We start from the raw sequence: 24,971 nt of genomic DNA, 5'->3' as shown, positions 1-24,971 counted from the left end.
CCCGAGGAGCGAGCGCTAACTCAATGATGACCGGCTGACCGTAGAGCTTCTCGGCCATCGCGGCGATCTTGCCGGCATACTGGGCCCGGATCCAGTCGAGCTTGAAGCGGTTGGCGACGAAGACCGTGACGCGTGAAAGATCGTCCGTGACCTTGGCGGTCAGCGGCTTGATCCAGGTGTTGAACTGCTGTTCAGACAGTTCCTGTGCGAGCTGGTCGACACAGGCCTGCCAGAGGCTGTCACCGATGCCTTCACCCGGCATGGGCGCTCTGAAAAGTGGTTTGTCCCTCAGCCATTCTCTCGTCTTGGTATTGTGGATAGTCGCACCCGCGATGCGCCCTGGATTCTAACTTGTCAAAACCTTATCCACATGGTTTCCACGGTCGCCGAATCACCTGCGGATGCGACCGAGATTGTCGGCCAGCTGAAACTTTGCGATAATCGCGGGTTTCCCTGAAAACCTTCTTTGTGTGTTTCGGGGTATCCGGGGAATTCGTATCTGTGGGGGTCTCCCAGCCCGGTAAAAAAACTGCCGACGGCCTTCGGGGCCCGGAGGCTCACACGCCGGCCTTGCCGGTGAATCAGGAAATCATCATGAAACGCACGTATCAAGCATCCAAAGTCCGCCGCGCCCGTACCCACGGCTTCCTGGTCCGCATGAAGACCCGCGGTGGCCGCGCCGTGATCAACGCACGCCGCGCCAAGGGCCGCAAGCGCCTGGCCGTCTAAGACTCGCCGGCACCGTTGCCAGTCGACCCGCTGCCGCCTTCACCGTCCGACGGCGTCCCGCGGTTGGCTTCCATGCAGCGGCTCAAGACCCGCGCGCAGTTCCAGGCCGTCCTCGCAGGTGCCACCGTGGCGCGCACAGCCCACTTCGCACTGCACCGCTGCGCGCTCGACGCGCCGACCGGGGCTGCGCCGCTGTTCGCCATCGAAGACGTATGGCTCGGCGCGATGGTTCCGAAGCGCTGGGCCCGCCGCGCGGTCACCCGCAACGCGATCAAACGCCAGATCTACACCGTGAGCGCTGCCGCGACTGAAGCCTCGCTGCCGCGCGCGGCGCATGTGGTGCGCCTGCGCGCGGCATTCGATCGCAAGCAATTCGTCAGCGCGGCATCCGACAAGCTCAAGGCCGCCGTCCGTGCCGAACTCCAGCAATTGCTGGAGCGGGCCGCGACGGCGCGCGCATGATGCGGCGCATCCTGATCGGTCTCGTCAAGGGCTATCGGCTGCTGCTGAGCCCGTGGCTCGGCCAATCCTGCCGCTTCGAGCCGACCTGCTCCGTCTACGCCATCGGTGCGCTCGAGCAGCACGGCGCGGCCAAGGGCAGCTACCTCGCGCTGCGCCGCATCGCCCGCTGCCAGCCCTGGTGCGAGGGCGGCCACGATCCGGTTCCCCCGAAGACACAGCGACCGATGCCAAGGCAAGGATCGCTGTTCGCCTTTCTCTCTTCCGACGACAAGAAGTCTTCTTCATGAACGATATCCGCCGCACCATCCTGTGGGTGATTTTTGGCTTCTCGCTGGTGTTGCTGTGGGACCAATGGCAGGTCTACAACGGCCACAAGCCGACTTTCCTGCCCTCGACCAAGACCAGCGCTCCGGCCGATCCGTCGGCGACGCCCGCCGCCGCGAACGCCAATGGCGTCCCCGCGGCCGCCGCGCCTGCGGCAGGCGCGGTGCCGGTGCAGGGCAGCGCGCCGGCCATCGGCGAGAAGGTCACGGTCTCCACCGATGTCTTCAAGGCCACCATCGACGGCGAGGGCGGCACGCTGTCCGAGCTGCAGCTGCTGCAGTTCCTCGACCAAACCAACCATGGTGGCCTGGTCGAGTGGTTCCGCCGCCTGGTCGGCCTGCCGGTGCCGCAGAACGAAGTCCGGCCCGTGCTGCTGATGGAGAACGGTTCTCCCGCCACCCGCTACGTGGCCCAGACCGGCCTGCTGAACACCGTCGACACCGGCGATCGCTTCCCGAATCACCTGAGCCTGATGACTGCGCGCCCCGGACCGCGCGAACTGGCCGAGGGCCAGAACACGCTCGAGGTGGCCTTCGAGTCGCAGCCCGTGGGCGGCCTGAAGTACGTCAAGACCTACGTGTTCCAGCGCGGCGACTACTCGATCCGCATCAAGCACCAGATCGTCAATGTCAGCGACAAGCCGCGCGATGCGCAGCTCTACCTGCAGTTCACGCGCCATGGCACGGTGGCGGCCGGCACCATGTTCGGCACCAACACCTTCACCGGCCCGGCCATCTTCACCGAGCAGAAGAAGTTCCAGAAGATCGACTTCAGCGCCATCACCAAGGGCAAGGTCGAACTGCCGGCGCCCGCCGACAACGGCTGGGTGGCGATGGTGCAGCACTATTTCGTCTCGGCCTGRCTGCTGAACGTGCCGGGCAGCGACACCCTCAAGCGCGAATTCCGCGTCGCCGACCTCGGCAACAACCTGTTCTCGGTGGCGATGGTGCTGCAGGTGCCCCAGCTGGCTCCGGGCGCCGCCCAGACCATCGACAGCAACCTGTTCGCCGGACCCGAGGAAGAGAAGAAGCTCGAGACGCTCGCCCCCGGCCTCGACCTGGTCAAGGACTACGGCATCTTCGCCATCATCTCCAAGCCGCTCTACTGGCTGCTGAACAAGCTGCACGGCATCCTCGGCAACTGGGGCTGGTCGATCGTCGCGCTGGTGGTCCTGCTGAAGGCGGCCTTCTACTGGCTCAACGCCAAGGCCTACGCCAGCATGGCCAAGATGAAGGCCATCAACCCGAAGATCATGGAAATGCGCGAGCGGCTCAAGGACAAGCCGCAGGAGATGCAGCAGGAGATGATGCGCATCTACCGCGAGGAAAAGGTCAACCCGATGGGCGGCTGCTTCCCGATCGTGATCCAGATCCCGGTCTTCATCGCGCTCTACTGGGTGCTGCTGTCCTCGGTCGAGATGCGCCATGCGCCCTGGATCCTGTGGATCCATGACCTCTCGGCACCGGACCCCTGGTTCATCCTGCCGGTGGTGATGACCGCCACCTCGCTGTTCCAGACCTGGCTCAACCCGACGCCGCCGGACCCGATGCAGGCCAAGCTGATGTGGATCATGCCGCTGGCCTTCAGCGTGATGTTCATCTTCTTCCCGGCCGGCCTGGTGCTGTACTGGATCACCAACAACGTGCTGTCGATCGCGCAGCAGTGGTTCATCAACAAGCGCTTGGGCGTACTGGGCAATCCGCCCAAGTCACTCAAGGCGCCGAAGCTGGCGAAGCCGGCCAAGTAAGGCCTCGGCATCGGACACTCCCAAGGGCCGCGAAAGCGGCCCTTCTTGCTGGAAGAATCCTCCCCATGCTCTCGCGCACCGCCGATCCGATCGTCGCCATCGCCACGGCCTCCGGCCGCGGTTCGGTCGGGATCGTGCGCGTTTCCGGCCGCGACCTGGCACCGCTCGCCCGCAGCCTGTGCGGACGCGCGCTGAAGCCGCGCGAAGCGAGCTATCTGCCCTTCCAGGACGCCGATGGCTCGCCGATCGACCGCGGGCTGGCGCTGTTTTTCCCGGCCCCGAACTCCTTCACCGGCGAAGACGTGTTCGAGCTCCAGGCCCACGGGGGGACGGTGGTGCTGCAGCTGCTGCTGGCACGCTGCCTCGCGGCCGCCGCCGAAGCCGATCCGGCGACCGGCCGGCCCCGCCTCCCGGGCTTGCGGGTGGCCGAGCCCGGCGAGTTCAGCCAGCGCGCCTTCCTCAACGGCAAGATCGACCTGGCACAGGCCGAGGCCATTGCCGACCTGATCGACGCCAGCACCGAGGCCGCGGCGCGCAGCGCCAGCCGTTCGCTGTCGGGTGCCTTCTCCGACGAGATCCACACCCTGCTCGAAGCGCTGGTGCGGCTGCGGATGCTGGTCGAGGCGACGCTCGACTTCCCGGACGAGGAAATCGACTTCCTGCAGGAAGCGGATGCCGCGGGCCAGTTGGCTTTGCTGCAGGCCCAGCTGGCCACGGTGCAGCAGCGGGCCCGCCAGGGCGCCCTGCTGCGCGAGGGCATCAAGGTCGTGATCGCGGGACAGCCGAACGCCGGCAAGAGTTCGCTGCTCAATGCGCTGGCCGGGGCCGAATTGGCGATCGTCAGCGCAATCGCGGGGACCACCCGCGACGTCGTCTCGCAGACCATCCAGATCCAGGGTGTGCCGCTGCACGTGGTCGATACCGCCGGCCTGCGCGACAGCGCCGACGAGGTCGAGCAGATCGGCATCGCCCGCGCCTGGGGTCAGATCGAAGGCGCCGACGCCGTGCTGTTTCTGCACGACCTGACGCGCAGCGCAGCGCCGGCCTACGCCCGGGCCGATACCGACATCGCGGGCTTGCTGGCCACCCGGCTGCCGGCCAGCGTGCCGGTGATCGATGTCTGGAGCAAGCTCGATGCCGCGCCGCCGACTGCAGCGTTGCCCGACACCGGCGTCCGCCTGTCGGCCCGCACCGGCGCCGGCATCGAGACCCTGCGGCGCGAATTGCTGGAAGTGGCCGGATGGCAGGCGGTGCCCGAAGGCGTCTACCTGGCGCGGGCGCGCCACGTGCAGGCGTTGTCGCGGGTCGAGGAACACATTGCGCTGGCATCCACCCACCTGGCGGCCCACGCACAATTCCTGGATTTGCTGGCCGAGGAACTGCGGCTGGCGCAGAACGCGCTGAACGAGATCACCGGCGAGTTCGGAGCCGACGATCTGCTGGGCGTGATCTTTTCCCGTTTTTGCATCGGCAAGTAGTTCGAAGTGTGGCTTTGTGTGACATATGTCACCGTAAATTTAGGCTTTCGCGGATACTGCACACGCACAGCAGGGTCAGCACGATGTCATCCAGCATTCAGAATCTTTGCCGCGCCATTGCGCAGAACACCAGCTACGACGCCTTCGCCCCGGCGCTCACTGCGCAGCAGTGGGAGACGGTGGCCGGTTATCTGCAGCCTTTCGACATTTCCGCCGGGCAGGTGCTGATCGACCAGGGCACCAGCGACCGCACGGTCTTCTTCATCGAGAGCGGCGCGCTCAGCGTGCACCTGATCGGCGACAAGGGCCAGATGCAGCTGGCGATCCTGAACCCGGGCTCGGTGGTGGGCGAGGGTTCCTTCTTCTCGCGCGCGCCGCGTTCGGCCAATGTGATCGCCACCGGCGCTGCCCGCGTCTGGCGACTGACGGCCATCCGCTTCGCCGAGATGTCGAACCGGCAACCCAATCTGGCCCTGGAACTCACGCTGGGTCTCGGTGCGGTCATCGCCAAGCGGATGGTGAACAAACCCAAGCGGGTGGCCGTGACCTGACGCCTGACGATGACGCAGGCATGCGCGGATTGCCGCACCGACAACCGAGACGGCGCCAAGTTCTGCAAGGGATGCGGCAGGAGGCTGGTCCCGCCGAGTCCGGCGCCGTCGACTGCCGCTTCCGGCGCCAGCGAAGAATGGGCCGCCACGCAGCGGATGCCGATGGATCCGGACCCTCCGCGGCCCGCCGCAGCGAGTCCGCGGCGACGGTCCACCAGGCCCGCGGCAGCTCCCGCCCGCGTTGACGCGCCCGTCGTCGCGAAGATCGCGCCGCGAAAGGCCGTGCCGCCGCCGCCGAGCCCGAACCCCTTGCGAACGGCCGTGATCGGTCTGCTGGTCGCCGGCGGGCTGGTCGCTGCCGCGGGCTGGTTCTTGTCACCCGGCTCGCCAGGTCCCCGCGAGGTGCTTCCATCGCCAGCACCTTCTGCGACGGTGCCGCCGGCCGTTCCCGAGGCATCGACCCAGGTACCCGCAGCCCTCGAGTCCGCAGCGCCCCTGCCGCCACCTCCCGAGCCCACCGGGCCGGTCGAGCCCGGGTTGTCTTCGTCCCTGGCGACACTGCCCGCGGAGCCCCCGCCTCTGCCGACCGCACCGGCGCCTGCACCTGCACCTGCACCTGCGCCGATACCGGAACCGGCACAGTCACGGGCATCCTCACCGACAACGCTGCCATCGGTCGCAGCGGTAAAGCCCGGCACGCCGAAGCCTCGCAAGGCGCCGCCACCAGCGACGCCACCCGCGCCGGTGGTTCTGGCTGCACCGGCGCCCGAACCACCGGCACCGTCCCCGGCCGCTTCGCCGACCCCGCAGGCGCAGTGCGCCGGTCTCAATTTCATCGCCCGTGTCCGCTGCCTGGCCGCCCAGTGCGCAAAGCCTGAACTCAGCGCCCACGCCCAATGCGAAGCGGTGCATCGCCAGCAGCAGATAGAAGAAGAAAAACGCAACCCGCGCTTGCCAAGCTGACGACGGAGCCGCGTCCTCAGCCCTTCTGCAGCTTGTCGATGGCCATCGCCAGGGCGCCGGGCTTGCCCGACAGCACCAGGGTGTCGCCATCGGCCAGCACGGTGTCGTCGTCGGCGTCGGCCGCCTTGCCGTCGCGCCGGCGCAGGCTGGCAACCCGGACGTTCAGCCCCGCCAGCGCCAGACCGGCCAGCGGTTGGCCGATCGCGCGCGCGCCGGCCGTCAGCGTGAAGCTGTTGAGCCGCTCGTGGTCGATCTCGTCGGCGTTGTCGTCGTCGGCACCGTGGAAGTAGCCGCGCAGCAGGTTGTAGCGGGCATCGCGCTGGTCCTGCACGACCCGGATCACGCGCCGCATCGGCACGCCGACCAGCGCCAGCGCATGGCTGGCCAGCATCAGCGAGCCCTCGATCGCCTCCGGCACCACCTCGGTCGCGCCGGCCGCCTGCAGCTTCTCGAGGTCGCGGTCGTCCTGCGTGCGCACGATCACCGGCACCTGCGGCGCGTGCGCGCGGGCGTTGGCCAGCACCTTGAGCGCGCCGGGCACGTCCTGATAAGTCACGACCAGGGCGCTGGCGCGCGCCAGCCCGGCCGCCATCAGCGCCTGCAGCCGCGATGCATCGCCGAACACCACCGAATCGCCGGCCGCGGCGGCCTGGCGCACGCGGTCCGGGTCGAGGTCCAGCGCCAGGTAGGGAATACCTTCGCGCTCCAGCATCCGCGCCAGGTTCTGGCCGCAGCGCCCGTAGCCGCAGATGATCACGTGGCGCGCCGTGTTGATGGTCTTGCGGGCGATCGTGGTCATCTGCAGCGATTGCTGCAGCCAGTCGCTGGCCACCAGCTTTCGCACGATGCGGTCGCTGTACATGATGATGAAGGGCGTCGACAGCATCGACAGCACCATCGAGGCCAGCACCGGATTGGCCAGCCAGGCCGGCAGCAGGTCCTGGCCCTGGGCCAGGGCCAGCAGCACGAAGCCGAATTCGCCGGCCTGCGCCAGGTAGAGGCCGGTGCGCAGCGCCACCCCGCTGGTGGCGCCGAGCACGCGCGCCAGCAGCGTCACCAGCAGCAGCTTGAAGGCCAGCGGCAGCAGCAGCAGCACGCCGACCAGCACCCAGTGATCGACCATCACGTGCCAGTCGAGCGACATCCCGATGGTGATGAAGAAGAGCCCGAGCAGCACGTCGTGGAAGGGCCGGATGTCGGTCTCGACCTGGTGCTTGAATTCGGTCTCGGACACCAGCATGCCGGCCACGAAGGCGCCCAGCGCCAGGCTCAGGCCGGCCAGCTCGGTCAGCCAGGCGAGGCCGAGCGTGATCAGCAGCAGGTTGAGCATGAAGAGCTCCTCGCTGCGCCGGCGCGCCACCAGCGTGAGCCACCAGCGCATCACGCGCGGACCGCCGTAGAGCAGCAGGGCGATCAGGAAGCCGGCCTTCAGCAGCGCGAATCCGAGGGCCTTCAGCAAGGTCTCCGGCGGGGCGCCGAGCGCCGGGATCAGCACCAGCAGCGGCACCACCGCCAGATCCTGGAACAGCAGCACGCCCATCACGCGCTTGCCGTGCTCGCTGTCGAGTTCGAGGCGCTCCGCCATCAGCTTGACCACGATCGCCGTGCTGCTCATCGTGAGCGCACCCGAGAACACCAGCGCGGCCTGCCAGTCGAGCCTCCAGGCCGCCGGCAGCCAGGTCGAGATCAGCAAGGCGCCGCCGGTGGCCATGGCGATGGTCAGCATCACCTGCAGCAGTCCGAGGCCGAAGACATGCCGGCGCATCGCGCGCAGCTTGGGCAGGCTGAACTCGAGCCCGATCACGAACATCAGGAAGACGACGCCGAATTCGCCCAGGTGGCGGATGCCTTCCGAGTTCTGCGCCAGGGCCAGCGCGTGCGGCCCGATCAGGACGCCGGCCGTCAGGTAGCCGAGCATCGGCGGCAGCCGCAGCGACCGGCATATCACCACGCCGATCACCGCAGCAAGCAAGTACATCAGCGTGAGATCGAGCGAGGACATGACCGCATGCTAGCAACACGCTTGCCGGCTCCGGCTGCGAATTCGTCCTCTGTCTGGCCATGGCCCGGCCGACCGATAAAATCCGCCGATGAGCTCCCGCCCTCCCGTGATCCCCACGATCGATCCCGACGCGCTGCTGGCGCGCGCCCGCACGACCTTCGACATCGAGGCGGCGGCGGTGCTCGGCCTCAAGGACCGCCTGGGTCCCGCCTTTCCCGCCGCAGTGCAGAAGATCCTCGATGTTCGCGGCCGCGTGGTCGTGATGGGCATGGGCAAGAGCGGCCATGTCGGCCGCAAGATCGCGGCCACCCTCGCCTCGACCGGCACGCCCGCGATGTTCGTGCACCCGGCCGAGGCCAGCCATGGTGACCTCGGCATGATCAAGGCGGTCGACCTCGTGCTGGCAATCTCCAACAGCGGCGAGGTCGAGGAACTCACCACCATCCTGCCGGTGGTCAAGCGCCAGGGCGTGCCGCTGATCGCGCTGACCGGCCGCATCGACTCGACGCTCGCACGCCATGCCGACATCGTCCTCGACAGCGGCGTCGAGAAGGAGGCCTGTCCGTTGAACCTCGCGCCGACCGCCAGCACCACCGCACAGATGGCGATGGGCGACGCGCTCGCGGTGGCGCTGCTCGATGCCCGCGGTTTCGGCACGGAGGATTTCGCCCGTTCGCACCCCGGTGGCGCGCTGGGCCGCAAGCTGCTGACCCACGTCAGCGATGTCATGCGCTCGGGCGATGAAGTGCCGCGCGTCGGCCCCGACGCCAGCCTGAGCGAGATCATGCGCGAGATGAGTTCCAAGGGGCTCGGTGCCACCGCCGTGGTCGGCCCCGACGGCCGCGCGATCGGCATCTTCACGGATGGTGACCTGCGCCGCAAGGTGGAGACCGGCGCCGACCTGCGTGCCCTCCGGGCCGCCGAGGTGATGCATGCCGGCCCGCGCACGCTGCGTGCCGACGCGCTGGCCGCCGAAGCGGCCGATCTCATGGAACAGCATCGCATCACCAGCGTGCTGGTGGTCGATGCGGCCGGCCTCCTCATCGGCGCGCTCAGCATCAACGACCTGATGCGCGCGAAGGTCATCTGATGGGCATTGAATTCAAGCCCGAGACACTGCTGGCCGCCCAGGACATCCGCATCGCCTTCTTCGACATCGACGGCGTGCTGACCGATGGCGGCGTCTATTTCACCGAGCACGGCGAGACGCTCAAGCGCTTCAGCATCCTCGACGGCTACGGCCTCAAGCTGCTGCGCACGGCCGGCATCACGCCGGCCGTGATCACCGGCCGCGACTCGAAGCCCCTGCGCGTGCGGCTCGAGGCGCTGGGCATCGCCCACGTGCGCTATGGCACCGAGGACAAGCTGCCGGCCGCCGAGGCGATGCTGGCGCAACTGGGATTCGACTGGTCGCAGGCGGCCGCGATCGGCGACGACTGGCCCGACCTGCCGGTGCTGTCGCGCGTCGCTTTCGCGGCGGCGCCGGCCAACGCCCACGTCGAAGTGCGTGCCATCGCGCACCACGTCACCGCCGCCCGGGGCGGCGAGGGTGCGGCGCGCGAATTCTGCGACCTGCTGCTGACCGCCGGCGGGCACTACCGTCGGCTGCTGGACCAGGCGCGGGGCCTGGCCGAATGAAGTCCGCCTGGCGCGTCCTGCGCGATGCCTTCGACCGGCTGACGATCTACCTGCCGATCATCCTGACCGCGGTGCTCGCGCTGGGCACCTACTGGTTGGTGCGCAACGCCCCGGAAATGCTCGCGCCCTTGCCCAAGGAAGCGCCGACGCACGAGCCCGACTACTTCATGCGCGACTTCTCGATGAAGAACTTCCAGCCCAACGGCGACCTCCGCACCGAGGTCTTCGGCAAGGAGGGCCGGCACTATCCGGACACCGACACGCTCGAGGTCGACCAGGTGCGCTGGCGCTCCATCTCGGTCGAGGGACTGGTCACGCACGGCTACGCCGATCGCGGCGTGTCGAATGGCGACGGCAGCGAGATCCAGCTGTTCGGCAATGCGGTCGTGATCCGCGACGCCGCCAAGTCGAGCAAGGGCGCGCCGCTGCCGCGGCTCGAGTTCCGCGGCGAGTTCCTGCATGCCTTCCTCGATACCGAGCGGGTGAAGTCGGACCGGCCGGTCACGCTGATCCGCGACGGCGACCGGTTCACGGCCGACTCCATGGATTACGACAACCTCAGCGGGGTCGCCAACCTCAAGGGCCGCGTGCGCGGCTTGCTGATGCCTGCGGCGCCCGGCCCGAAACCCTGATCGCATGAGACATCCGCTGCTCTTCGTCACCGGGGCCTCGAGCGGCATCGGACAGGCGCTGGCGGCGCGCTTCTACGACGCCGGCTACGACCTGGCGCTGGTGGCGCGGCGCACGGCCGAGGTCGAGGCCTGGACAGTCGCCCGGCAACTGGACCCGGCCCGCTGGCGGATCTACGGCGCCGACGTGGCCAAGCTCGACAGCATCGTTGCGGCAGGCGACGCCTGCATCGAACAACAAGGCCTGCCCGACGTGGTCATCGCCAACGCCGGCATCAGCATCGGCATGGACACCGCCGAACGCGGCGACCTCGATGTGATGGCGCGCATCTTCGCGACCAACAACCTCGGCCTGGCGGCGACCTTTCATCCCTTCGTCGCCGCCATGGCGGCGCGCGGCAGCGGCCGCCTGGTGGGGATCGGCAGCGTCGCCGCCATCCGCGGCCTGCCCGGCCACGGCGCCTACTGCGCCAGCAAGGCGGGCGTGGTGGCCTACTGCGAAAGCCTGCGCGGCGAAATGCGGGCCAGCGGCGTCAAGGTCGTCACGCTGTGTCCCGGCTATGTGGACACTGCGCTGACGCAGGGCAACCGCTACGGCATGCCCTTCCTGCTGCAGCCGGAAGCGTTCGCCGATCGCGCCTTCCGCGCGATCCGGGCCGGCACCAGCTACCGCGTGATTCCGTGGCAGATGGGGGTGGTCGCCAAGCTGATGCGGTTGCTGCCGAATCCGCTGTTCGATCGAATCTTCCAAGGCCGCGGCCGCAAGCGGCGGGAGGAATAGCTCGCCCCCAGGTTGGCTCACTGCGTGTAGCCGCCCACCCCCTACCGGGGGCAACACCGGCGGCCCGGCGAAGCCGGTTCCGCGGTGTTTCACCAACGGGCCTGGCTGCGCCGGCCGGGACCCGGATCCGTTGCGTCCATGAAAAAAGGCCCCCTCGGGAGCCTTCTTGATGGTGGCGTTTCGCGTTCGGCGCGATCAATAGCCGCTGTTGCCGCCGTTGCCGCCGCCGTAGCCGCCGCGGCCACCACCGCCGCCACGGGGGCCGGCGCCGTAGGGACTGCGGAAGCCGCCGTCGCCGCCGCCACCGCCGCTGCGGCCACCACCACCGYCGCCGTAGCCGCCACCGCCGCTGCGACCGCCACCGCCACCGCCGCCATAACCGCCACCACCACCGCCATAGCCGCCACCGCCGCCACCATAACCGCCGCCGCCACCGCCGTAGCCACCACCACCGCTGCGCGGCGGACGGGCTTCCATCGGACGGGCTTCGTTGACGACCACGCTGCGGCCACCGAGGGGTTGGCCGTTCATGCCATTGATGGCTGCTTGTGCCTCCGCATCGCTGCCCATTTCGACGAAACCGAAGCCCTTGGAACGACCGGTATCGCGTTCCATCATGACTTTGGCGCTCGTCACGGCGCCGAATTGGCCGAAGGCTTGCTCGAGATCACCGTCGCGCACCGAGTAAGGCAGGTTACCGACGTACAGTTTGTTGCCCATCAAGGGACTCCTATAAACACATCAAGAAAAGCGATGGAGTCCCGAGAGCAGCAATCCGGCGAAACATCCGCCGGGTTGCGCGAAACTGACCGATCACCGATTCGCCCCCCGAATTTTGGAGGGAGGCTCGTGCATTATGGGTGAAACGGATGAAATGCAAGTAGGAATTTGCACCCAGTCGATGGCTGGGCAAATTTATTCTGGAGTCAGTACTTGCTTACATATGGACTCCCGGGCACGCTACAATCGCCCGGTCATTGGGGATTAGCCGCCTTCCATCGCGAGAAGGGTTTGCGTCAACAGACTTGTACTGCACCCGTGCAGCACATGGCGCAAACAGCAGCAGCCTGGCGAGACCTTTGACCGCGCAACTTCGGGATTCGGCCGAAGGTGTTGCGCGGTCAATTGTGTCCTTCGGCCGTAGGAGTCCCTTTTCCCATGGAAGCTTTCTTCGTCGCAACCGGCGTGGTCGCGCTTGCCGAGATGGGTGACAAGACCCAGCTTCTCGCCCTCATCCTGGCGGCGCGATTCCGCAAGCCGTGGCCGATCGTGGCCGGCATCCTTGCCGCGACGATCCTGAACCACGCACTGGCCGGCGCGGTCGGCAACTGGGTCACCCATGTTCTCGGCCCCGACATTCTTCGGTGGATCCTCGGCGGCTCCTTCATCGCGATGGCGCTTTGGATGCTGATCCCGGACAAGATCGACGACGGCGACGTTCCCAAGTCCTCGCACTTCGGCGTCTTCGGGACCACCGTGCTGGCCTTCTTCCTCGCCGAGATGGGCGACAAGACGCAGATCGCCACCGTGATGCTCGCGGCGCGCTACGTCGATGCCTATGTGTGGGTCGTCATGGGAACCACGCTGGGCATGATGCTCGCCAACGCGCCGGTGGTCTGGCTGGGCGAGCGCATCGTCAAGCGCGTGCCGATCAAGCTCGTGCACGGCATCTCCGCCGCCATCTTCCTGGTGCTGGGCGTCGTCGCGTTGATCGGCTGGGGTTGAGCGGCATATACTTCCGCCACGCGCCGATTTGCTCCAGCTTGCGGGCGCTTTACAAATGCAGCTAAAGACGGATGCCGGACCCGGCTCGTTTTTGGCGAGGCCGGGTCTTTTTCATTCATGTCCTTCGTCGTCACTCCGCAATCGATGCAGTTCGCGGGTCCGCTGGCACTGCGCAGCGGCGCGTCGATCAGCCGCTACACCCTGGCCTACGAAACCTATGGCCGGCTCAACGCCGAGCGCAGCAATGCGGTGCTGGTGTGCCATGCGCTCAACGCGTCCCATCACGTCGCCGGCGTCTATGCCGACCAGCCGAAGTCGGAAGGCTGGTGGGACAACATGATCGGTCCCGGCAAGCCGGTCGACACCGACCGCTTCTTCGTCATCGGCATCAACAACCTCGGCTCCTGTTTCGGCTCCACCGGCCCGATGCACGACAACCCCGAGACCGGGCGCGCCTACGGTGCGGACTTCCCGGTCGTGACGGTCGAGGATTGGGTCGCGGCGCAGGCCGCGCTGCTCGACGCGCTCGGCATCGAGCGCCTCGCGGCCGTGATGGGCGGCAGCCTGGGCGGCATGCAGGCGCTGTCGTGGACGCTGCAGTATCCGAACCGCGTGCAGCATGCGGTGGTGGTCGCCAGCGCGCCGAGCCTGACGGCGCAGAACATCGCCTTCAACGAAGTGGCGCGGCGCGCCATCGTCACCGACCCCGACTTCCATGGCGGCCATTTCTACGCCCATGGCGTGATCCCGCGGCGCGGCCTGCGCATCGCCCGCATGATCGGCCACATCACCTACCAGAGCGACGACGTGATGAACGAGAAGTTCGGCCGCGCCCTGCGCAGCGCCGTCGAGGGCAGCGCCGCGAACACCGAGTTCCTCTATTCGACACAGGAGGTCGAGTTCCAGATCGAAAGCTACCTGCGCTACAACGGCGACAAGTTCAGCGAGTACTTCGATGCCAATACCTACCTGTTGATCACGCGCGCGCTCGACTATTTCGATCCGGCCCGCGACTTCGGCGGCGACCTCCGCGCGGCACTGGCCCAGGCCAGCGCCAAGTTCCTGCTGGTGAGCTTCAGCACCGACTGGCGCTTCTCGCCCTCACGCAGCCGCGAGATCGTGAAGGCCCTGCTCGACAACCGTCGCAACGTGAGCTACGCCGAGATCGACGCGCCGCACGGCCATGACGCCTTCCTGCTCGACGATGTGCGCTACATGAGCGTGGTCCGCTCCTACTTCGAGCGCATCGCCGCCAGTTTCGAAGGCACCGCAGTGCGAAGCACGAAGGTTCTCCCATGAGCGACAGCCACACGCAGAACCTGATCGCCCGCCTGGTGCCCCAAGGCGCGCGCGTGCTCGACCTCGGCTGCGGCGACGGCGCGCTGCTCGACCTGCTGCAACGCGAGCGGGGCTGCAGCGGCTACGGTGTCGAGATCGCCGACGGCAACGTGCTGCAGTGCGTGCGGCGCGGCGTCGACGTGATCCAGCTCAACCTCGACGAGGGGCTGGCGATGTTCGACGACGCCTCCTTCGACGTGGTGCTCCAGATCGACACGCTGCAGCACCTGCGCAACGCCGAGGTGATGCTGCGCGAGACCGCGCGCGTGGGCCGCATCGGCATCGTCGCCTTTCCCAACTTTGCCCATTGGCCGAACCGCATCAGCATCGCGCGCGGCCGCATGCCGGTCACGCGCCGCCTGCCCTACCAGTGGTACGACACGCCCAATATCCGCGTCGGAACCTTCAAGGATTTCGAGGCGCTGGCACACAAGAATCGCCTCCGCGTGCTCGACGCCTTCGGCCTGCAGGACGGACGCGAAGTGCGCTGGCTGCCGAACGCGCGCGCCAGCACCGCTGTCTTCAAGTTCGAACGCAGTTGACGCTCGCCCCAGGTCCGAGGCCATGCCATTCACTCTCGCAGCCGCGCGCCACAGCGAACTCATCATCAAGAAGAGCCGCTTCATCGGCTGTGTCCAGCCGGTCGCCGACCGCGCCGGGGCACAGGCGGTGGTCGACGCGTTGCGCCGCGAACACCCGGCGGCAGCGCATGTCTGCTGGGCACTGATGGCGGGTGGCCAATCGGCGGCCAACGACGATGGCGAGCCTGGCGGCACCGCCGGCCGGCCGATGCTCGAAGTGCTGCGGCACCACGATCTCGACGGCGTGCTGGCGACGGTTGTGCGCTATTTCGGCGGCGTCAAGCTGGGGGCCGGCGGCCTCGTGCGGGCCTACACCGACAGCATCGCGCAGACGCTGATCGATGCCCCGCTGCTGCCGCTGGTGCGCCAGCGCGTGCTGCACTGCGCGGTGCCTTATGCGCTCGAGGGACTGCTGCGGCGCGAGATCGCCGCAGTCGGTGCCGCACTCGACGGCGTGCGCCACGAAAGCATGGTGCATTTCGACTTCAGCCTGCCCGAGCCGGTGGCGGACGACTTCATTGCGCGCGTCGGCGATGCGGCGCAAGGGCGCGTCGCCTGGCTGCAAGCCTGAGCCTGTGGGGCGGAACGCGCACCAAGAAGAGAGCAAAAGTTCGCAAATCTTGTCGCATCTGGATTTATTCAGTTACGCCTCTTGCGCAATGAAGTGCCGCGAGGCGAAATGTGCTTCTTACGATAGACGTTTTGAGGAGCTACCCATTGGCCACACAGTCCCCCTTCTTCGGCAAACGTGATCGCGAAGCCGAAAATCTCACCTCCCGTCCCGCGCCGCTGATGGGTTCGAGCACCAATCTGTCGGGTACGCCCGTCAACCCGTCGACGCTCAGCACCCAGGCCGCCAACGCCGCGGCGAGCGTTGCCAAGGAAGGCGGCAGCAAGCTGACCGTCGGTCCCAACATCAAGCTCAAGGGCGTCGAGATCACAGACTGCGACACGCTGGTGGTCGAAGGCCTGGTGGAAGCGACGATGGATTCGCGCGTCATGCAGATTGCCGAACAAGGTGCCTTCAAGGGCTCGGCCGAAATCGACATTGCCGAGATTCGCGGCCTGTTCGATGGCAACCTGACGGTGCGCGAGAAGCTCGTCATTCATTCGACCGGCAAAGTCACCGGCAAGATCCGCTACGGCAAGATCGTCGTCGAGGAAGGCGGCCAGCTGTCCGGCGAGATCAGCTTCGGCGCATCCGCGCCGTCGAGCAGCGCCGCCAAGCCGGCGGCCGCCCTGCAAGCCGCAGCCTGACCATCGCTCGCCCCCAGGTTGGCTCACTGCGTGTAGCCGCCCACCCCCTGCCGGGGGCAACACCAACGGACCGGCGAAGCCGGTTCCGCGGTGTTCCACCAACGAAAGCCTGCCTTGCGGCGGGCTTTTATCTTGCGAGGGAGGCCTGATCAGGCCAACCGCTCGATCAAGGCACTTGCAGCCGCGGGTGCTCTTTCCTTGGCGCCGTTGATGAAGAAGACGAAGACATCACGCGCCTTGCCGGCCTTCGACGGGCCGTCCTGCTCGACGTGCGGCAGCGCGGCCGGCGTCTTGCCCGCGGCCCAGGTGCGTGCGTTCTCGGCCCAGGCGTCGAGCGCCTCGGGCGCGTAGCCGGTCTCGCGCGTCGCCTCGCTGTTCATGAGCCGCGCATACGCGAAGTCGCCGGTCAGGTCGGCGAAGGACGGGAACTTGCCGGAATCGGTGAACACGGTCGCCACCTTGTGCTGGCGGGCGAGTGCCAGGTACGCCGGCGACTTGAAGCTCTCGTGCCGCACGTCCATCACGTGGCGCAGCGCGAGGCTACCCGCCTTCGCCGGCAACAGCGCGAGGAAGCCTGCGAAGTCCTCCGGATCGAAGGCCTTGGTCGGCATGAACTGCCACACGATCGGGCCCAGCTTGGGGCCGAGCTCCTCGATGCCGCTGTCGATGAAGCGCCCAATCGATTCGCCGGCGGTCGCGAGCAGCTTGCGGTTGGTGGCGAAGCGCGAGGCCTTGAGCGCGAACACGAAGCCGCCGGGCGTCTCGTCGCTCCATTTCCTGAAGCTGGCCGGCTTCATGGTGCTGTAGTAGGTGCCGTTGACCTCGATCGCCGTGAGTTGCCGGCTCGCATAGCTCAGCTCCTGGGCATGGGGGAGCTTGGCGGGGTAGAAGTTGTCCCGCCAGGGCTCGTAGGTCCAGCCACCCACGCCGACGCGGATGCGGATGCGCAGTTTCGTCGAAGCGGCTTCTCCTGGGGTGCGCGCTGTCATGGCTTCCCTTCGGTCGGTGTCGTGAAGCTCGCCTTTTTATCGCATCCCCGGGCCGGATGGCGGCGTTTCGCGCAGGAAGCGCCAAGAGGCACTAACATCGTTTCCCCACTCCGCGGAGCCCCCGATATGAACGCCCCCCTCCACCGTGAAATGCCCGCCGGCCTGCTCGACGCCGGCCGCGTGCTGTCCGACGTCTCCGCTCAATGGGACCAGGACATCGTCGGACAGCTCACCGACTACATCGCCATCCCCGCCAAGTCGCCGGGCTTCGACAAGGACTGGTCGCAGAACGGCTATCTCGACACCGTGCTGCGCAACGCCGCCAGCTGGGTCGAGGCGCAGAAGGTCGAGGGCCTGAAGCTCGAGATCGTGCGCCTCGAAGGCCGTACGCCGGTGCTGTTCTTCGAAGTGCCCGCCACCGGGACCGGCATGACGGAGACCGTGCTGATGTACGGCCATCTCGACAAGCAGCCCGAATTCACCGGCTGGCGCAACGACCTGGGCCCCTGGACGCCGAAGTACGAGAACGGCCTGCTCTACGGCCGCGGCGGCGCCGACGACGGCTACGCGGTGTATGCCAGCATTGCTGCGCTGCAGGCGCTCAAGGCGCAGGGCGCGGCCCATCCGCGGATCGTCGGCCTGATAGAGACCTGCGAGGAATCCGGCTCCTACGACCTGCTGCCGTATGTCGATGTGCTGCGGGCGCGCCTGGGCGAGGTCTCGCTGGTCATCTGCCTCGACTCGGGCGCCGGCAACTACGACCAGCTGTGGCTCACGAACTCGCTGCGCGGCATGGCCAGCGGCACGCTGAAGGTCGAGATCCTGACCGAGGGCATCCACTCCGGCGACGCCTCCGGCCTGGTGCCGTCGAGCTTTCGCATCATGCGACAGGTGCTCGACCGCCTCGAGGACAGCAAGACCGGCCGCCTGCTGCCGGAGAGCTTCCACTGCGAAGTACCGGCCGAACGGCTGGCGCAGGCCCGCGCCACGGCGGCCATCCTCGGCGAGGAGGTCTACAAGCGTTTTCCGTGGGCCCACTACGACTGCGGCGGCTCGACCACCTTCGCGCTGCCGACCACCACCGATCCGCTCGAGGCCCTGCTCAACCGCACCTGGAAGCCGACGCTGTCGGTCACCGGCGCCGAAGGCTTCCCGGCCCTGAAGGACGCCGGCAACGTGCTGCGCCCCTACACCGCCTTCAAGCTCTCGCTGCGGCTGCCCCCGCTGGTCGATGCCGACCAGGCGGTGCAGCAGCTCAAGCAGCTGCTGGAGGACAACGCGCCCTACCAGGCCAGGGTGACCTTCGAGAGCGGCGGCGGCGCCACCGGCTGGAATGCGCCCGACACCGCTTCCTGGTTCGAACGCGCGCTGAACGCCGCCTCGCAAGCCCATTTCGGCGCCGATTGCGGCTACATCGGGCAGGGCGGCACCATCCCGCTCATGAACATGCTGAGCCAGGGATTCCCGAAGGCGCAAATGATGGTCTGCGGTGTGCTGGGCCCGAAGAGCAACGCACACGGACCGAACGAGTTCCTGCACGTGCCGTACGCGAAGAAGCTGACGGCGGCGGTGGCCGAAGTCATCGCCGCGCTGCCGGCCGCCCGCGCCGCCGCCGCTTGACGACGCTGCGTACACCCGACGGCGAAACGCTGGCGTTGCGCGACTGGCCGATCGAGACCGGCCCGGCCCGGGCCGTCGTGCTGCTGGTGCACGGTCTGGGGGAGCACGCCGGACGCTATGCCACGGTCGCCGCGCGTCTCAACGGCTGGGGCTTCGCGGTGCGCGCCGCCGACCACCATGGCCACGGCGCATCGAGCGGCGCACGGGGCGGCCTGCCGACCCCGGCCCGACTGGTCGACGACCTGGCGCTGGTGGTTGACGACACGCGTCGGGCCTTTCCCGGATTGCCGCTGGTGCTGTTGGGCCACAGCCTGGGCGGGCTGGTGGCGGCCAGCGCCGTGGCGCGCGGGGTGCGGGAGGTCGACGCGCTGGTGCTGTCGTCACCGGCGCTCGATGCCGGGCTCGGCGGCTTCCAGAAGCTGCTGGTCGCCACGCTGTCGCGCCTGGCACCGAAGCTGCGCGTAGGCAACGGGCTCGACGTCGACTTCCTCTCGCACGAGCGGGCCGTGGCCGAGGCCTACCGCGCCGACCCGCTGTGCCACGACCGCATCGGCGCCCGCCTGGCAGGCTTCCTGGCCAACGAGGGCACCGCGGTGCAGGCGGCGGCGCCGGCCTGGCAGGTGCCGACCTTGCTGATCTATGCAGGTGACGATCGGCTGGTGAAGCCGGCCGGCAGCCGGGCCTTCGCCGACGCCGCGCCGGCTTCGGTCGTCAGCACCATCTGCTTCCCGACGCTCTACCACGAGATCTTCAACGAGCGCGACGCCGAGCCGGTGTTCGGGACGCTGCGCCACTGGCTCGACGCCCGCTTCCCCGGCGCTTAGGGCCTGTTCACCCTATTTCCGGGGTCGCGAAGGCCTGCCAGGACGGGCCAATCAAGGCGCGCGACGCGGCATGTGCGTTGGCACATGCAAGGAGTGCAACGTCGAGTGGCTCGTCCTGGCAGGCCTTCCCTTCGGGTTGCTGGGCGAAGGGGCCGTCTGCGGCGTTGCCCGCGCTTGCAAGGCGAAAGCCTTGCTGCGCACAGGCGCCTTGCATCCAGCCCCTTCGCCCGGCAACGCGATCCCGGAAATAGGGTGAACAGGCCCTAAGCCGCTGCAGCCGCGGCCGCGGTGCGCTGACGTCGCACGAGCCACAGCAGCGCGGCGCCGGTCAGCAGCACCGGCACCAGCGAGCCGAGGTTGAGCAGCCGCCAGCCCTGTGTCGTGACCAGCACGCCCGATGCGAAAGAGCTCAGCGCCAGCGTCGCGAAGACGCAGAAGTTGAGTGCGCCCTGGGCGCGGTCCCGCTCCTCGGGTGTGTAGGCCGCGAGCGAGAGCGTGGTGCTGCCGGTGAAGAGGAAGTTCCAGCCGACGCCAAGCATGAACAGCGCGAGCAGGAACTGGTGCAGGTCCACGCCCGACAGCGCGACCATGATGCAGCCCAGGTTGAGCGCCAGGCCCATGCCCATCACCGGCAGCACGCCGATCCGGCGGATCAGGTGACCGGTGAAGAAGCCCGGTGCGAACATGCCGATCACGTGCCACTCGAGCACCAGGGCGATGTTCTCGAAGGGCAGGCTGCAAACCTGCATCGCAATCGGCGTCGCCGCCATCAGCAGGTTCATCACGCCGAAGCCGAGAGCGCCCGAGACCGCAGCGACGATGAACATCGGCTGGCGCGCGATCTCGCCCAGGGTGCGCCCGCCCTTGGCTGCCGATCGGGCCGGTGGCGCCGGAAAATCGATGAACTGCATCATCGCCAACGACAGCAGCGCGACCGCCGCCAGCGTCAGATAGGCACCGGCGAAAGGCACGGCGAACCAGTCGCGCGTCGCGGCGGCGAGGTTCGGGCCGGCCACCGCGCCGAGCAGTCCGCCCGCCATCACCAGCGAGACGGCTTTTTCGCGCCATTCGGGCGCCGCGAGTTCGGCGGCGGCGAAACGATAGAGGCTGGCGTTGGCGTTGTAGTAGCCTGCCACCACGGTGGCCGCGCAGAGCAGCCAGAAGTTCTGCCAGAGCGCGGCCTGGGCGCACAGCAGCGCAGAGACGAGCGCCACGGCGATTCCGATCTGGAACGAGCGCCGCCGGCCGAAGCGCTGCTGGGTGCGCGCCACGAGGCCGGTGGCGAGCGCGCCGCCGACCACATAGCCCATCACCGGCAAGGTCGCCATCCAGCCGCGCGGCGCCAGCGAGAACCCGACCAGGCCGTTGATGGCGATGAAGGTGACGTTGTTCGTGAGGAACAGGCCWTGGCAGATGGCGAGCAGCCAGAGATTGCGGTTCATGGGGCTGGAGGCTGAAAGGGACGCCCGTTCTATCACGGCGGAAGGACGGCTTCGCCGCCAGGCCGGCGCCGGGCCGCCCCAAGGCGGCCTGCCTGCGGCCCCCTTTGGGGGCCGCGACCCACAGACAGGGAGCGTGGGGCTCCTAGCTCTTTTGCAGCAGCCCGCTCAGCGAAGACAGCAGATCGTCCTGCGTGGCCAGCCCTTCGGCCGGCATCTGGCCCTTGGGCGTGAGGTGATCGATGAGCGTCGGCAACAGCGCGGCCAGCATCGGCAGCAGCGTCGCGCTGTTGATGCCGAGCTTCTGCGCGATGCCCGCGATGGCATCGCTTCCCAGTACCTCCTGCAGCTGACCACCGGAAATCGGCGCGTTCTCGCCCTTGCCGACCCAGGAGCCAATGACATCGCCCATCCCGGCCTGCTCGAACTTGGAGACCAACCCACCGAGACCACCGACTTCGCCGTTGTTGGCGAGCAGGCCGCCGAGCGCGCCGGCCAGGCCGCCGAGATCGCCCGCCGAGCCGCCCGCGCCGCCGAAAAGCGCACCGAGTTCACCCAGGCCGCCGCCTTGAGGCTGCTGCTGCGCGCCGCCGAGCACTTGACCGAGTACCGAATCGAGCAATCCCATGATGGGTCCTGACATGAGTGAAGGGGAAGGAATGGCCGCTATCTGGCGTGCAGCGCCCGCCTGGCGAGCAGGGGTTCGCTCACGCCCTGCACGCCAACCAGCCCGAGCACCGTCAGCAGGGCATTCTGCGCGCCCTGCCAGGCGTCTGTCACGTCGATCCATTCGGACAGTGCATGAAAGCCGCCGGTCTGGCCACCGCTGCCGATGATGATGGCCGGAATGCCGAGCGACATCGGCACGTTCGCATCGGTGCTGGCGCCGGTCAGCAGGGTCCTGTGGCCGAAGGCGGCGTTGGAGCGCACCGCCGCCTCGACGATCACCGAATCGGCCACCGTGCGCCCGCCGGGCCGGTCGCCGATCAGTTTCGTGGTGGCGACCAGCGTCGAGACGTTCCAGCGCTTGTTCTCCGCCGCCACGGCCTCGTCGATCGCGGCCAGCACCTTCTTCTCGGTCTCCAGCAGTGCGCCCATCTCGTCGGAACGGATATCGACCGTCATGCGCGCATCCGGGGCGATGGTGTTGACCGAGGTGCCGCCGCCGACGGTGCCGATCGTGAAGGTGGTGCGCGGCGATGCCGGCGTCTCGATGTCGGCGATCCGGGCGATCGCGCGGCCCATGCCGTGGATCGCGCTCGGTACCTTGCCGAAGGCGCCGTAGCTGTGGCCGCCGGGCCCCTTGAAGTTCACTTCGTAGCGATGACTGGCGGTACCGAGCACCAGCACCGTGCCGTCGGCCGCCGGCTCCAACCCGACCATGCCGTCGATGTCGGGGTGGTCGCGGAAGATGGCCTTCATGCCACGCAGGTTGCCCAGTTCCTCCTCGCCGACGTTGCCGACGAACAGCAGGTCGCCCACGGTTTGCACCTGCTGGTCGTTCAGAACCTTGAGCCAGGACAGCAGCACCGACAGCCCGCGCGTGTCGTCCGAGATGCCAGGTGCGTAGAGCCGGCCGTCGCGTTCCTTCACGCGAACGTCGGTGCCGGCCGGAAAGACGGTGTCGAGATGCGCCGAGACCAGGAGCCTCGGGCCGTTGCCGCTGCCCTTGCGCAGTCCGATCACATTGCCTTCGGCGTCGATCCTGGCATTGGACAGGCCCAGCGCCTTCATGCGGGCCAGGAAGGCCTCCGCGCGCTTCTGCTCCTTGAATGGCGGCGCCTCGATCTCGGTCAGCATGCGCAGGTCCTCGACCGACCGCGCGTGATCGGCCTCCACCGCATCGAGCAATTTGCGCATCGAGGGCGCAGCGAGCAGTTGCGTGTAGGCCTGGTCGACCGCCGGTCGCACATGGGTGGGCGTGGGCGCCACCGCGGCGTTCTGGGCATGGGCGAGGCCGGCGGCGAGTGCGGCGAGGAGCAGTGGCGCCGCGCTCCGGCGGCCCAGGTGGCGAGAGCGCATGAATCAGCCGCCGGCCAGCCAGGCCAGTGCCGCCAGCGCGGCCGTTTCGGCCCGCAGCACGCGCGGACCGAGCGTCAGCGGCGCAAAACCCTGCGCGATCGCAGCCTGCTCCTCGGCTGCACTGAGGCCGCCCTCGGGGCCGCTCAGCACCCAGGCATCGGGGCCCGCGCCTTGCACGGCGCCGAGGACGTCGGCCACCCTCCGGGTGCCGGGCGCCAGGCTCAGCACGAAACGCTCGACATCTCCCTGCTGCGACTCCAGCCAGGGAACGAGGGCCAGCACCGGATGGATCCGCGGCACGCGGTTGCGTCCGCATTGCTCGCAGGCCGCGATCGCGATCGCTTCCCAGTGGGTCCGCTTCTTCTCTGCCCGCTCGGCGTTGAGCCTCAGCACGCCGTGGGCGGTCATCAGGGGCTGGATGCTGGCCACGCCGAGCTCCGTGGCCTTCTCGACCAGCCAGTCCATGCGCTCGTTGGCCGGCATGCCGACCGCCAGGTGGACGGCACGCGGCGCCTCGCGTTCGACCGCCGTGTGGGCGCCGACCTGCACCGCGACCTCGCTGCGGCCCATGCGCTCGACCGTGGCCGCGTACTCGCCGCCCAGGCCGTCGAACAGCGTCAGCGCATCGCCGGGCTGCATCCGCAGCACCTGCACGTGGCGCGCCGCGCCGGCCGGCAGCACCAGGGGGCCGTCGGCGGCCAGCGCAACCGCGCAGTGGAAACGCGCTGTCACACGCGTCCGTAGGCGAAGCCGCTCAATGCCTGCGTGCCTTCGACCTCGTCGACGACCCGCAGCAGCGGCGTCAGTTCGCTATAGCGAGCAGCAGTGGCCCGGATGTAGGCGATGAAGCGCGGCGTGTCGGCCAGGTACTTCGGCTTGCCGTCGCGCAGCGTCAGCCGGGCAAAGATACCCGCCACCTTCAGGTGGCGCTGCAGACCCATCCATTCGACCGCCCGATAGAAGGCGCCGAAGTCATCGTCGACCGGCAGGCCGGCCTTGCGGGCCCGCTCCCAGTAGCGCACCGTGACGTCGAGCACGAACTCCTCGTCCCAGCTCAGGAAGGCGTCGCGCATCAGGCTTGCGATGTCGTAGGTGACGGGCCCATAGACCGCATCCTGGAAGTCCAGCACGCCGAGCGCATCGCCATCGCCGACCATCAGGTTCCGCGGCATGAAATCGCGGTGCACGTAGACCGGCGCGGCTGCGAGATTGTTCTCGACGATGGCCTTGAAACTTCGTTCGAGCCGCTCCTTGAGCCTCCCTTCGACCGCCATGCCGCGGTGCCGCGCGATGTACCAGTCGGGGAACAGGGCCAGTTCGCGTTCCAGCAGCGCGCGGTCGTAGGGCGGCAGGACACCGGGCCTGGACGCCAACTGCCAGCGGACCAGGGCATCGACCGCATGGTCGTACAAAGGCCGTGCCGCCTGCGGCTTCGCCGGGTCGATGACGTCCAGCATGGTCTGCCGGCCCAGGTCGTCGAGCAGCAGGAAGCCCTCGGAGGGCTCCCACTCGAGCACCTGCGGCGCGCTCACGCCGGCTTCGGCCATCAGCTTGGCGACCTGCACGAAGGGCGCGCTGTTCTCCTGCGCAGGCGGCGCGTCCATGATGATCCGGGTCGGGGCGCCGGCGCTGGCATCGACGCGGAAATAGCGCCGGAAGCTGGCATCGGCCGAGGCCATGCGCACGCTCTCGGGCCGCAGATGATGGCGTTCGGAAACCCGCTCCATCCAATGCTGGAACGACCTGGCGCGGGCCGGGTCGCCCCAGGCCGGTGCTTCGGGAGAGGGGGCGGCGGCGCCGGACGGGGGCTGGGAGGCTGTCATGGATAATCGATTCTACAAATCCGCCTGGCGCGGAGCTTCGCAACCCGAT

General features: G+C 68.2%; 26 protein-coding genes and 1 riboswitch. Of the genes, 17 read left to right on the top strand and 9 right to left on the bottom strand.

From position 1 onward, the window contains the following. The coding region (locus tag AC1D2E_RS18440) for a DnaA N-terminal domain-containing protein (RefSeq protein ID WP_478198727.1) at positions 1 to 262 on the bottom strand (262 nt) is incomplete at its 3' end. Between the two features lie 332 nt (positions 263 to 594). Here AC1D2E_RS18440 and rpmH point away from each other — a divergent pair. The 6 genes from rpmH (at position 595) to AC1D2E_RS18410 (ending at position 5,291) form a co-directional block, all read left to right on the top strand. Further along, on the top strand, positions 595 to 729 hold the full coding sequence (rpmH, locus tag AC1D2E_RS18435; protein WP_007834827.1) for a 50S ribosomal protein L34: 135 nt from the start codon (positions 595 to 597) through the stop codon (positions 727 to 729). Positions 730 to 801: 72 nt separating this feature from the next. Continuing rightward, positions 802 to 1,191 (top strand): ribonuclease P protein component, encoded by a 390-nt coding sequence (locus AC1D2E_RS18430; protein WP_478198726.1) that lies wholly within the window; start codon positions 802 to 804, stop codon positions 1,189 to 1,191. After that, on the top strand, positions 1,191 to 1,478 hold the full coding sequence (gene yidD / locus AC1D2E_RS18425) for a membrane protein insertion efficiency factor YidD (RefSeq protein WP_478198728.1): 288 nt from the start codon (positions 1,191 to 1,193) through the stop codon (positions 1,476 to 1,478). The genes AC1D2E_RS18430 and yidD overlap by 1 nt, the downstream gene beginning before the upstream one ends. Next, positions 1,475 to 3,262, top strand: coding sequence for a membrane protein insertase YidC (gene yidC, locus AC1D2E_RS18420; RefSeq protein WP_478198725.1), 1,788 nt, complete (start codon positions 1,475 to 1,477; stop codon positions 3,260 to 3,262). Before yidD ends, yidC begins: the two co-directional genes overlap by 4 nt. A gap of 65 nt (positions 3,263 to 3,327) precedes the next feature. Continuing rightward, on the top strand, positions 3,328 to 4,740 hold the full coding sequence (gene mnmE, locus AC1D2E_RS18415) for a tRNA uridine-5-carboxymethylaminomethyl(34) synthesis GTPase MnmE (RefSeq protein WP_478198724.1): 1,413 nt from the start codon (positions 3,328 to 3,330) through the stop codon (positions 4,738 to 4,740). Between the two features lie 83 nt (positions 4,741 to 4,823). Continuing rightward, entirely contained in the window at positions 4,824 to 5,291 is a 468-nt protein-coding gene (locus AC1D2E_RS18410) for a cyclic nucleotide-binding domain-containing protein (protein ID WP_478198723.1), read from the top strand. A 979-nt stretch (positions 5,292 to 6,270) separates the two neighbouring features. Here AC1D2E_RS18410 and AC1D2E_RS18405 read toward each other — a convergent pair. Then, on the bottom strand, positions 6,271 to 8,256 hold the full coding sequence (locus AC1D2E_RS18405; protein WP_478198722.1) for a cation:proton antiporter: 1,986 nt from the start codon (positions 8,254 to 8,256) through the stop codon (positions 6,271 to 6,273). Positions 8,257 to 8,344: 88 nt separating this feature from the next. Between AC1D2E_RS18405 and AC1D2E_RS18400 the strand changes: the two genes are divergently transcribed. From AC1D2E_RS18400 to AC1D2E_RS18385, 4 genes are read left to right on the top strand one after another with little or no spacing between them, the layout of a single operon-like run. Then, positions 8,345 to 9,346 carry a KpsF/GutQ family sugar-phosphate isomerase gene (locus tag AC1D2E_RS18400; protein WP_478198721.1) on the top strand — a complete coding sequence of 334 codons (1,002 nt, stop codon included), beginning with the start codon at positions 8,345 to 8,347 and terminating at the stop codon, positions 9,344 to 9,346. After that, complete coding sequence (locus AC1D2E_RS18395; RefSeq protein WP_478198720.1) at positions 9,346 to 9,894, top strand: KdsC family phosphatase; 549 nt, start codon at positions 9,346 to 9,348, stop codon at positions 9,892 to 9,894. The genes AC1D2E_RS18400 and AC1D2E_RS18395 overlap by 1 nt, the downstream gene beginning before the upstream one ends. Then, entirely contained in the window at positions 9,891 to 10,526 is a 636-nt protein-coding gene (gene lptC / locus AC1D2E_RS18390; RefSeq protein WP_478198719.1) for an LPS export ABC transporter periplasmic protein LptC, read from the top strand. Before AC1D2E_RS18395 ends, lptC begins: the two co-directional genes overlap by 4 nt. A gap of 4 nt (positions 10,527 to 10,530) precedes the next feature. Next, on the top strand, positions 10,531 to 11,304 hold the full coding sequence (locus AC1D2E_RS18385) for an SDR family oxidoreductase (protein ID WP_478198718.1): 774 nt from the start codon (positions 10,531 to 10,533) through the stop codon (positions 11,302 to 11,304). 195 nt (positions 11,305 to 11,499) lie between these two features. Here the strand turns inward: AC1D2E_RS18385 and AC1D2E_RS18380 are convergent, their stop codons facing one another. Continuing rightward, positions 11,500 to 12,024: an RNA recognition motif domain-containing protein gene (locus tag AC1D2E_RS18380; protein WP_478198717.1), complete on the bottom strand. Its 525-nt coding sequence runs from the start codon at positions 12,022 to 12,024 to the stop codon at positions 11,500 to 11,502. Between the two features lie 247 nt (positions 12,025 to 12,271). After that, positions 12,272 to 12,446: riboswitch (yybP-ykoY riboswitch) on the top strand. Positions 12,447 to 12,462: 16 nt separating this feature from the next. On the opposite strand from AC1D2E_RS18380, the gene AC1D2E_RS18375 reads away from it, so the two are divergent. The 5 genes from AC1D2E_RS18375 (at position 12,463) to AC1D2E_RS18355 (ending at position 16,205) form a co-directional block, all read left to right on the top strand. Beyond that, positions 12,463 to 13,029 carry a TMEM165/GDT1 family protein gene (locus AC1D2E_RS18375; RefSeq protein WP_478198716.1) on the top strand — a complete coding sequence of 189 codons (567 nt, stop codon included), beginning with the start codon at positions 12,463 to 12,465 and terminating at the stop codon, positions 13,027 to 13,029. 117 nt (positions 13,030 to 13,146) lie between these two features. Then, a complete protein-coding gene (gene metX / locus AC1D2E_RS18370) occupies positions 13,147 to 14,328 on the top strand; it encodes a homoserine O-succinyltransferase MetX (RefSeq protein ID WP_478198715.1) in 1,182 nt (393 codons plus the stop codon). Next, entirely contained in the window at positions 14,325 to 14,909 is a 585-nt protein-coding gene (gene metW, locus AC1D2E_RS18365) for a methionine biosynthesis protein MetW (RefSeq protein ID WP_478171312.1), read from the top strand. Before metX ends, metW begins: the two co-directional genes overlap by 4 nt. Positions 14,910 to 14,931: 22 nt before the next feature. Further along, on the top strand, positions 14,932 to 15,519 hold the full coding sequence (locus AC1D2E_RS18360; protein ID WP_478171313.1) for an IMPACT family protein: 588 nt from the start codon (positions 14,932 to 14,934) through the stop codon (positions 15,517 to 15,519). Between the two features lie 146 nt (positions 15,520 to 15,665). Next, positions 15,666 to 16,205 carry a bactofilin family protein gene (locus AC1D2E_RS18355; RefSeq protein ID WP_478198714.1) on the top strand — a complete coding sequence of 180 codons (540 nt, stop codon included), beginning with the start codon at positions 15,666 to 15,668 and terminating at the stop codon, positions 16,203 to 16,205. Positions 16,206 to 16,354: 149 nt separating this feature from the next. On the opposite strand, the gene AC1D2E_RS18350 is transcribed toward AC1D2E_RS18355, so the two are convergent. After that, positions 16,355 to 17,194, bottom strand: coding sequence for a DUF72 domain-containing protein (locus AC1D2E_RS18350; protein WP_478198713.1), 840 nt, complete (start codon positions 17,192 to 17,194; stop codon positions 16,355 to 16,357). Between the two features lie 126 nt (positions 17,195 to 17,320). Here AC1D2E_RS18350 and AC1D2E_RS18345 point away from each other — a divergent pair, with 126 nt between their 5' ends. Both AC1D2E_RS18345 and AC1D2E_RS18340 read left to right on the top strand, forming a co-directional pair. Next, on the top strand, positions 17,321 to 18,814 hold the full coding sequence (locus AC1D2E_RS18345) for a M20 family metallopeptidase (protein WP_478198712.1): 1,494 nt from the start codon (positions 17,321 to 17,323) through the stop codon (positions 18,812 to 18,814). After that, positions 18,811 to 19,638, top strand: coding sequence for a lysophospholipase (locus AC1D2E_RS18340; protein ID WP_478198711.1), 828 nt, complete (start codon positions 18,811 to 18,813; stop codon positions 19,636 to 19,638). The genes AC1D2E_RS18345 and AC1D2E_RS18340 overlap by 4 nt, the downstream gene beginning before the upstream one ends. Before the next feature lie 263 nt (positions 19,639 to 19,901). Here the strand turns inward: AC1D2E_RS18340 and AC1D2E_RS18335 are convergent, their stop codons facing one another. The 5 genes from AC1D2E_RS18335 to AC1D2E_RS18315 all read right to left on the bottom strand — a co-directional run bounded on the left by AC1D2E_RS18335 (position 19,902) and on the right by AC1D2E_RS18315 (position 24,922). Next, complete coding sequence (locus AC1D2E_RS18335) at positions 19,902 to 21,080, bottom strand: MFS transporter (RefSeq protein WP_478198710.1); 1,179 nt, start codon at positions 21,078 to 21,080, stop codon at positions 19,902 to 19,904. 142 nt (positions 21,081 to 21,222) lie between these two features. Further along, the gene (locus AC1D2E_RS18330; RefSeq protein ID WP_478198709.1) at positions 21,223 to 21,720 is read right to left on the bottom strand and encodes a YidB family protein; all 498 of its coding nucleotides are present in this window, start codon (positions 21,718 to 21,720) and stop codon (positions 21,223 to 21,225) included. A gap of 23 nt (positions 21,721 to 21,743) precedes the next feature. Then, the gene (locus AC1D2E_RS18325) at positions 21,744 to 23,099 is read right to left on the bottom strand and encodes a M20/M25/M40 family metallo-hydrolase (RefSeq protein ID WP_478198708.1); all 1,356 of its coding nucleotides are present in this window, start codon (positions 23,097 to 23,099) and stop codon (positions 21,744 to 21,746) included. A gap of 3 nt (positions 23,100 to 23,102) precedes the next feature. After that, a complete protein-coding gene (locus AC1D2E_RS18320; protein WP_478198707.1) occupies positions 23,103 to 23,831 on the bottom strand; it encodes a 16S rRNA (uracil(1498)-N(3))-methyltransferase in 729 nt (242 codons plus the stop codon). Then, positions 23,828 to 24,922: an aminoglycoside phosphotransferase family protein gene (locus AC1D2E_RS18315; protein ID WP_478171322.1), complete on the bottom strand. Its 1,095-nt coding sequence runs from the start codon at positions 24,920 to 24,922 to the stop codon at positions 23,828 to 23,830. The genes AC1D2E_RS18320 and AC1D2E_RS18315 overlap by 4 nt, the downstream gene beginning before the upstream one ends. Between the last annotated feature and the right edge of the window lie 49 nt (positions 24,923 to 24,971).

The organism is Variovorax sp. P1_H2 (assembly GCF_056405295.1).
The sequence above is the reverse complement of the archived record's forward strand: the minus strand, read 5'-3'. Positions and strand labels throughout refer to the sequence as shown.

What these genes read in the sequence shown, in the direction of transcription:
- rpmH (WP_007834827.1), top strand. Translation starts at nt 595, where the DNA reads ATGAAACGCACGTATCAAGCATCCAAAGTCCGCCGCGCCCGTACCCAC.
- AC1D2E_RS18430 (WP_478198726.1), top strand. Translation starts at nt 802, where the DNA reads ATGCAGCGGCTCAAGACCCGCGCGCAGTTCCAGGCCGTCCTCGCAGGT.
- yidD (WP_478198728.1), top strand. Translation starts at nt 1,191, where the DNA reads ATGCGGCGCATCCTGATCGGTCTCGTCAAGGGCTATCGGCTGCTGCTG.
- mnmE (WP_478198724.1), top strand. Translation starts at nt 3,328, where the DNA reads ATGCTCTCGCGCACCGCCGATCCGATCGTCGCCATCGCCACGGCCTCC.
- AC1D2E_RS18410 (WP_478198723.1), top strand. Translation starts at nt 4,824, where the DNA reads ATGTCATCCAGCATTCAGAATCTTTGCCGCGCCATTGCGCAGAACACC.
- AC1D2E_RS18405 (WP_478198722.1), bottom strand. Translation starts at nt 8,256, where the DNA reads ATGTCCTCGCTCGATCTCACGCTGATGTACTTGCTTGCTGCGGTGATC.
- AC1D2E_RS18400 (WP_478198721.1), top strand. Translation starts at nt 8,345, where the DNA reads ATGAGCTCCCGCCCTCCCGTGATCCCCACGATCGATCCCGACGCGCTG.
- AC1D2E_RS18395 (WP_478198720.1), top strand. Translation starts at nt 9,346, where the DNA reads ATGGGCATTGAATTCAAGCCCGAGACACTGCTGGCCGCCCAGGACATC.
- lptC (WP_478198719.1), top strand. Translation starts at nt 9,891, where the DNA reads ATGAAGTCCGCCTGGCGCGTCCTGCGCGATGCCTTCGACCGGCTGACG.
- AC1D2E_RS18385 (WP_478198718.1), top strand. Translation starts at nt 10,531, where the DNA reads ATGAGACATCCGCTGCTCTTCGTCACCGGGGCCTCGAGCGGCATCGGA.
- AC1D2E_RS18375 (WP_478198716.1), top strand. Translation starts at nt 12,463, where the DNA reads ATGGAAGCTTTCTTCGTCGCAACCGGCGTGGTCGCGCTTGCCGAGATG.
- metX (WP_478198715.1), top strand. Translation starts at nt 13,147, where the DNA reads ATGTCCTTCGTCGTCACTCCGCAATCGATGCAGTTCGCGGGTCCGCTG.
- metW (WP_478171312.1), top strand. Translation starts at nt 14,325, where the DNA reads ATGAGCGACAGCCACACGCAGAACCTGATCGCCCGCCTGGTGCCCCAA.
- AC1D2E_RS18360 (WP_478171313.1), top strand. Translation starts at nt 14,932, where the DNA reads ATGCCATTCACTCTCGCAGCCGCGCGCCACAGCGAACTCATCATCAAG.
- AC1D2E_RS18350 (WP_478198713.1), bottom strand. Translation starts at nt 17,194, where the DNA reads ATGACAGCGCGCACCCCAGGAGAAGCCGCTTCGACGAAACTGCGCATC.
- AC1D2E_RS18345 (WP_478198712.1), top strand. Translation starts at nt 17,321, where the DNA reads ATGAACGCCCCCCTCCACCGTGAAATGCCCGCCGGCCTGCTCGACGCC.
- AC1D2E_RS18330 (WP_478198709.1), bottom strand. Translation starts at nt 21,720, where the DNA reads ATGTCAGGACCCATCATGGGATTGCTCGATTCGGTACTCGGTCAAGTG.
- AC1D2E_RS18325 (WP_478198708.1), bottom strand. Translation starts at nt 23,099, where the DNA reads ATGCGCTCTCGCCACCTGGGCCGCCGGAGCGCGGCGCCACTGCTCCTC.
- AC1D2E_RS18315 (WP_478171322.1), bottom strand. Translation starts at nt 24,922, where the DNA reads ATGACAGCCTCCCAGCCCCCGTCCGGCGCCGCCGCCCCCTCTCCCGAA.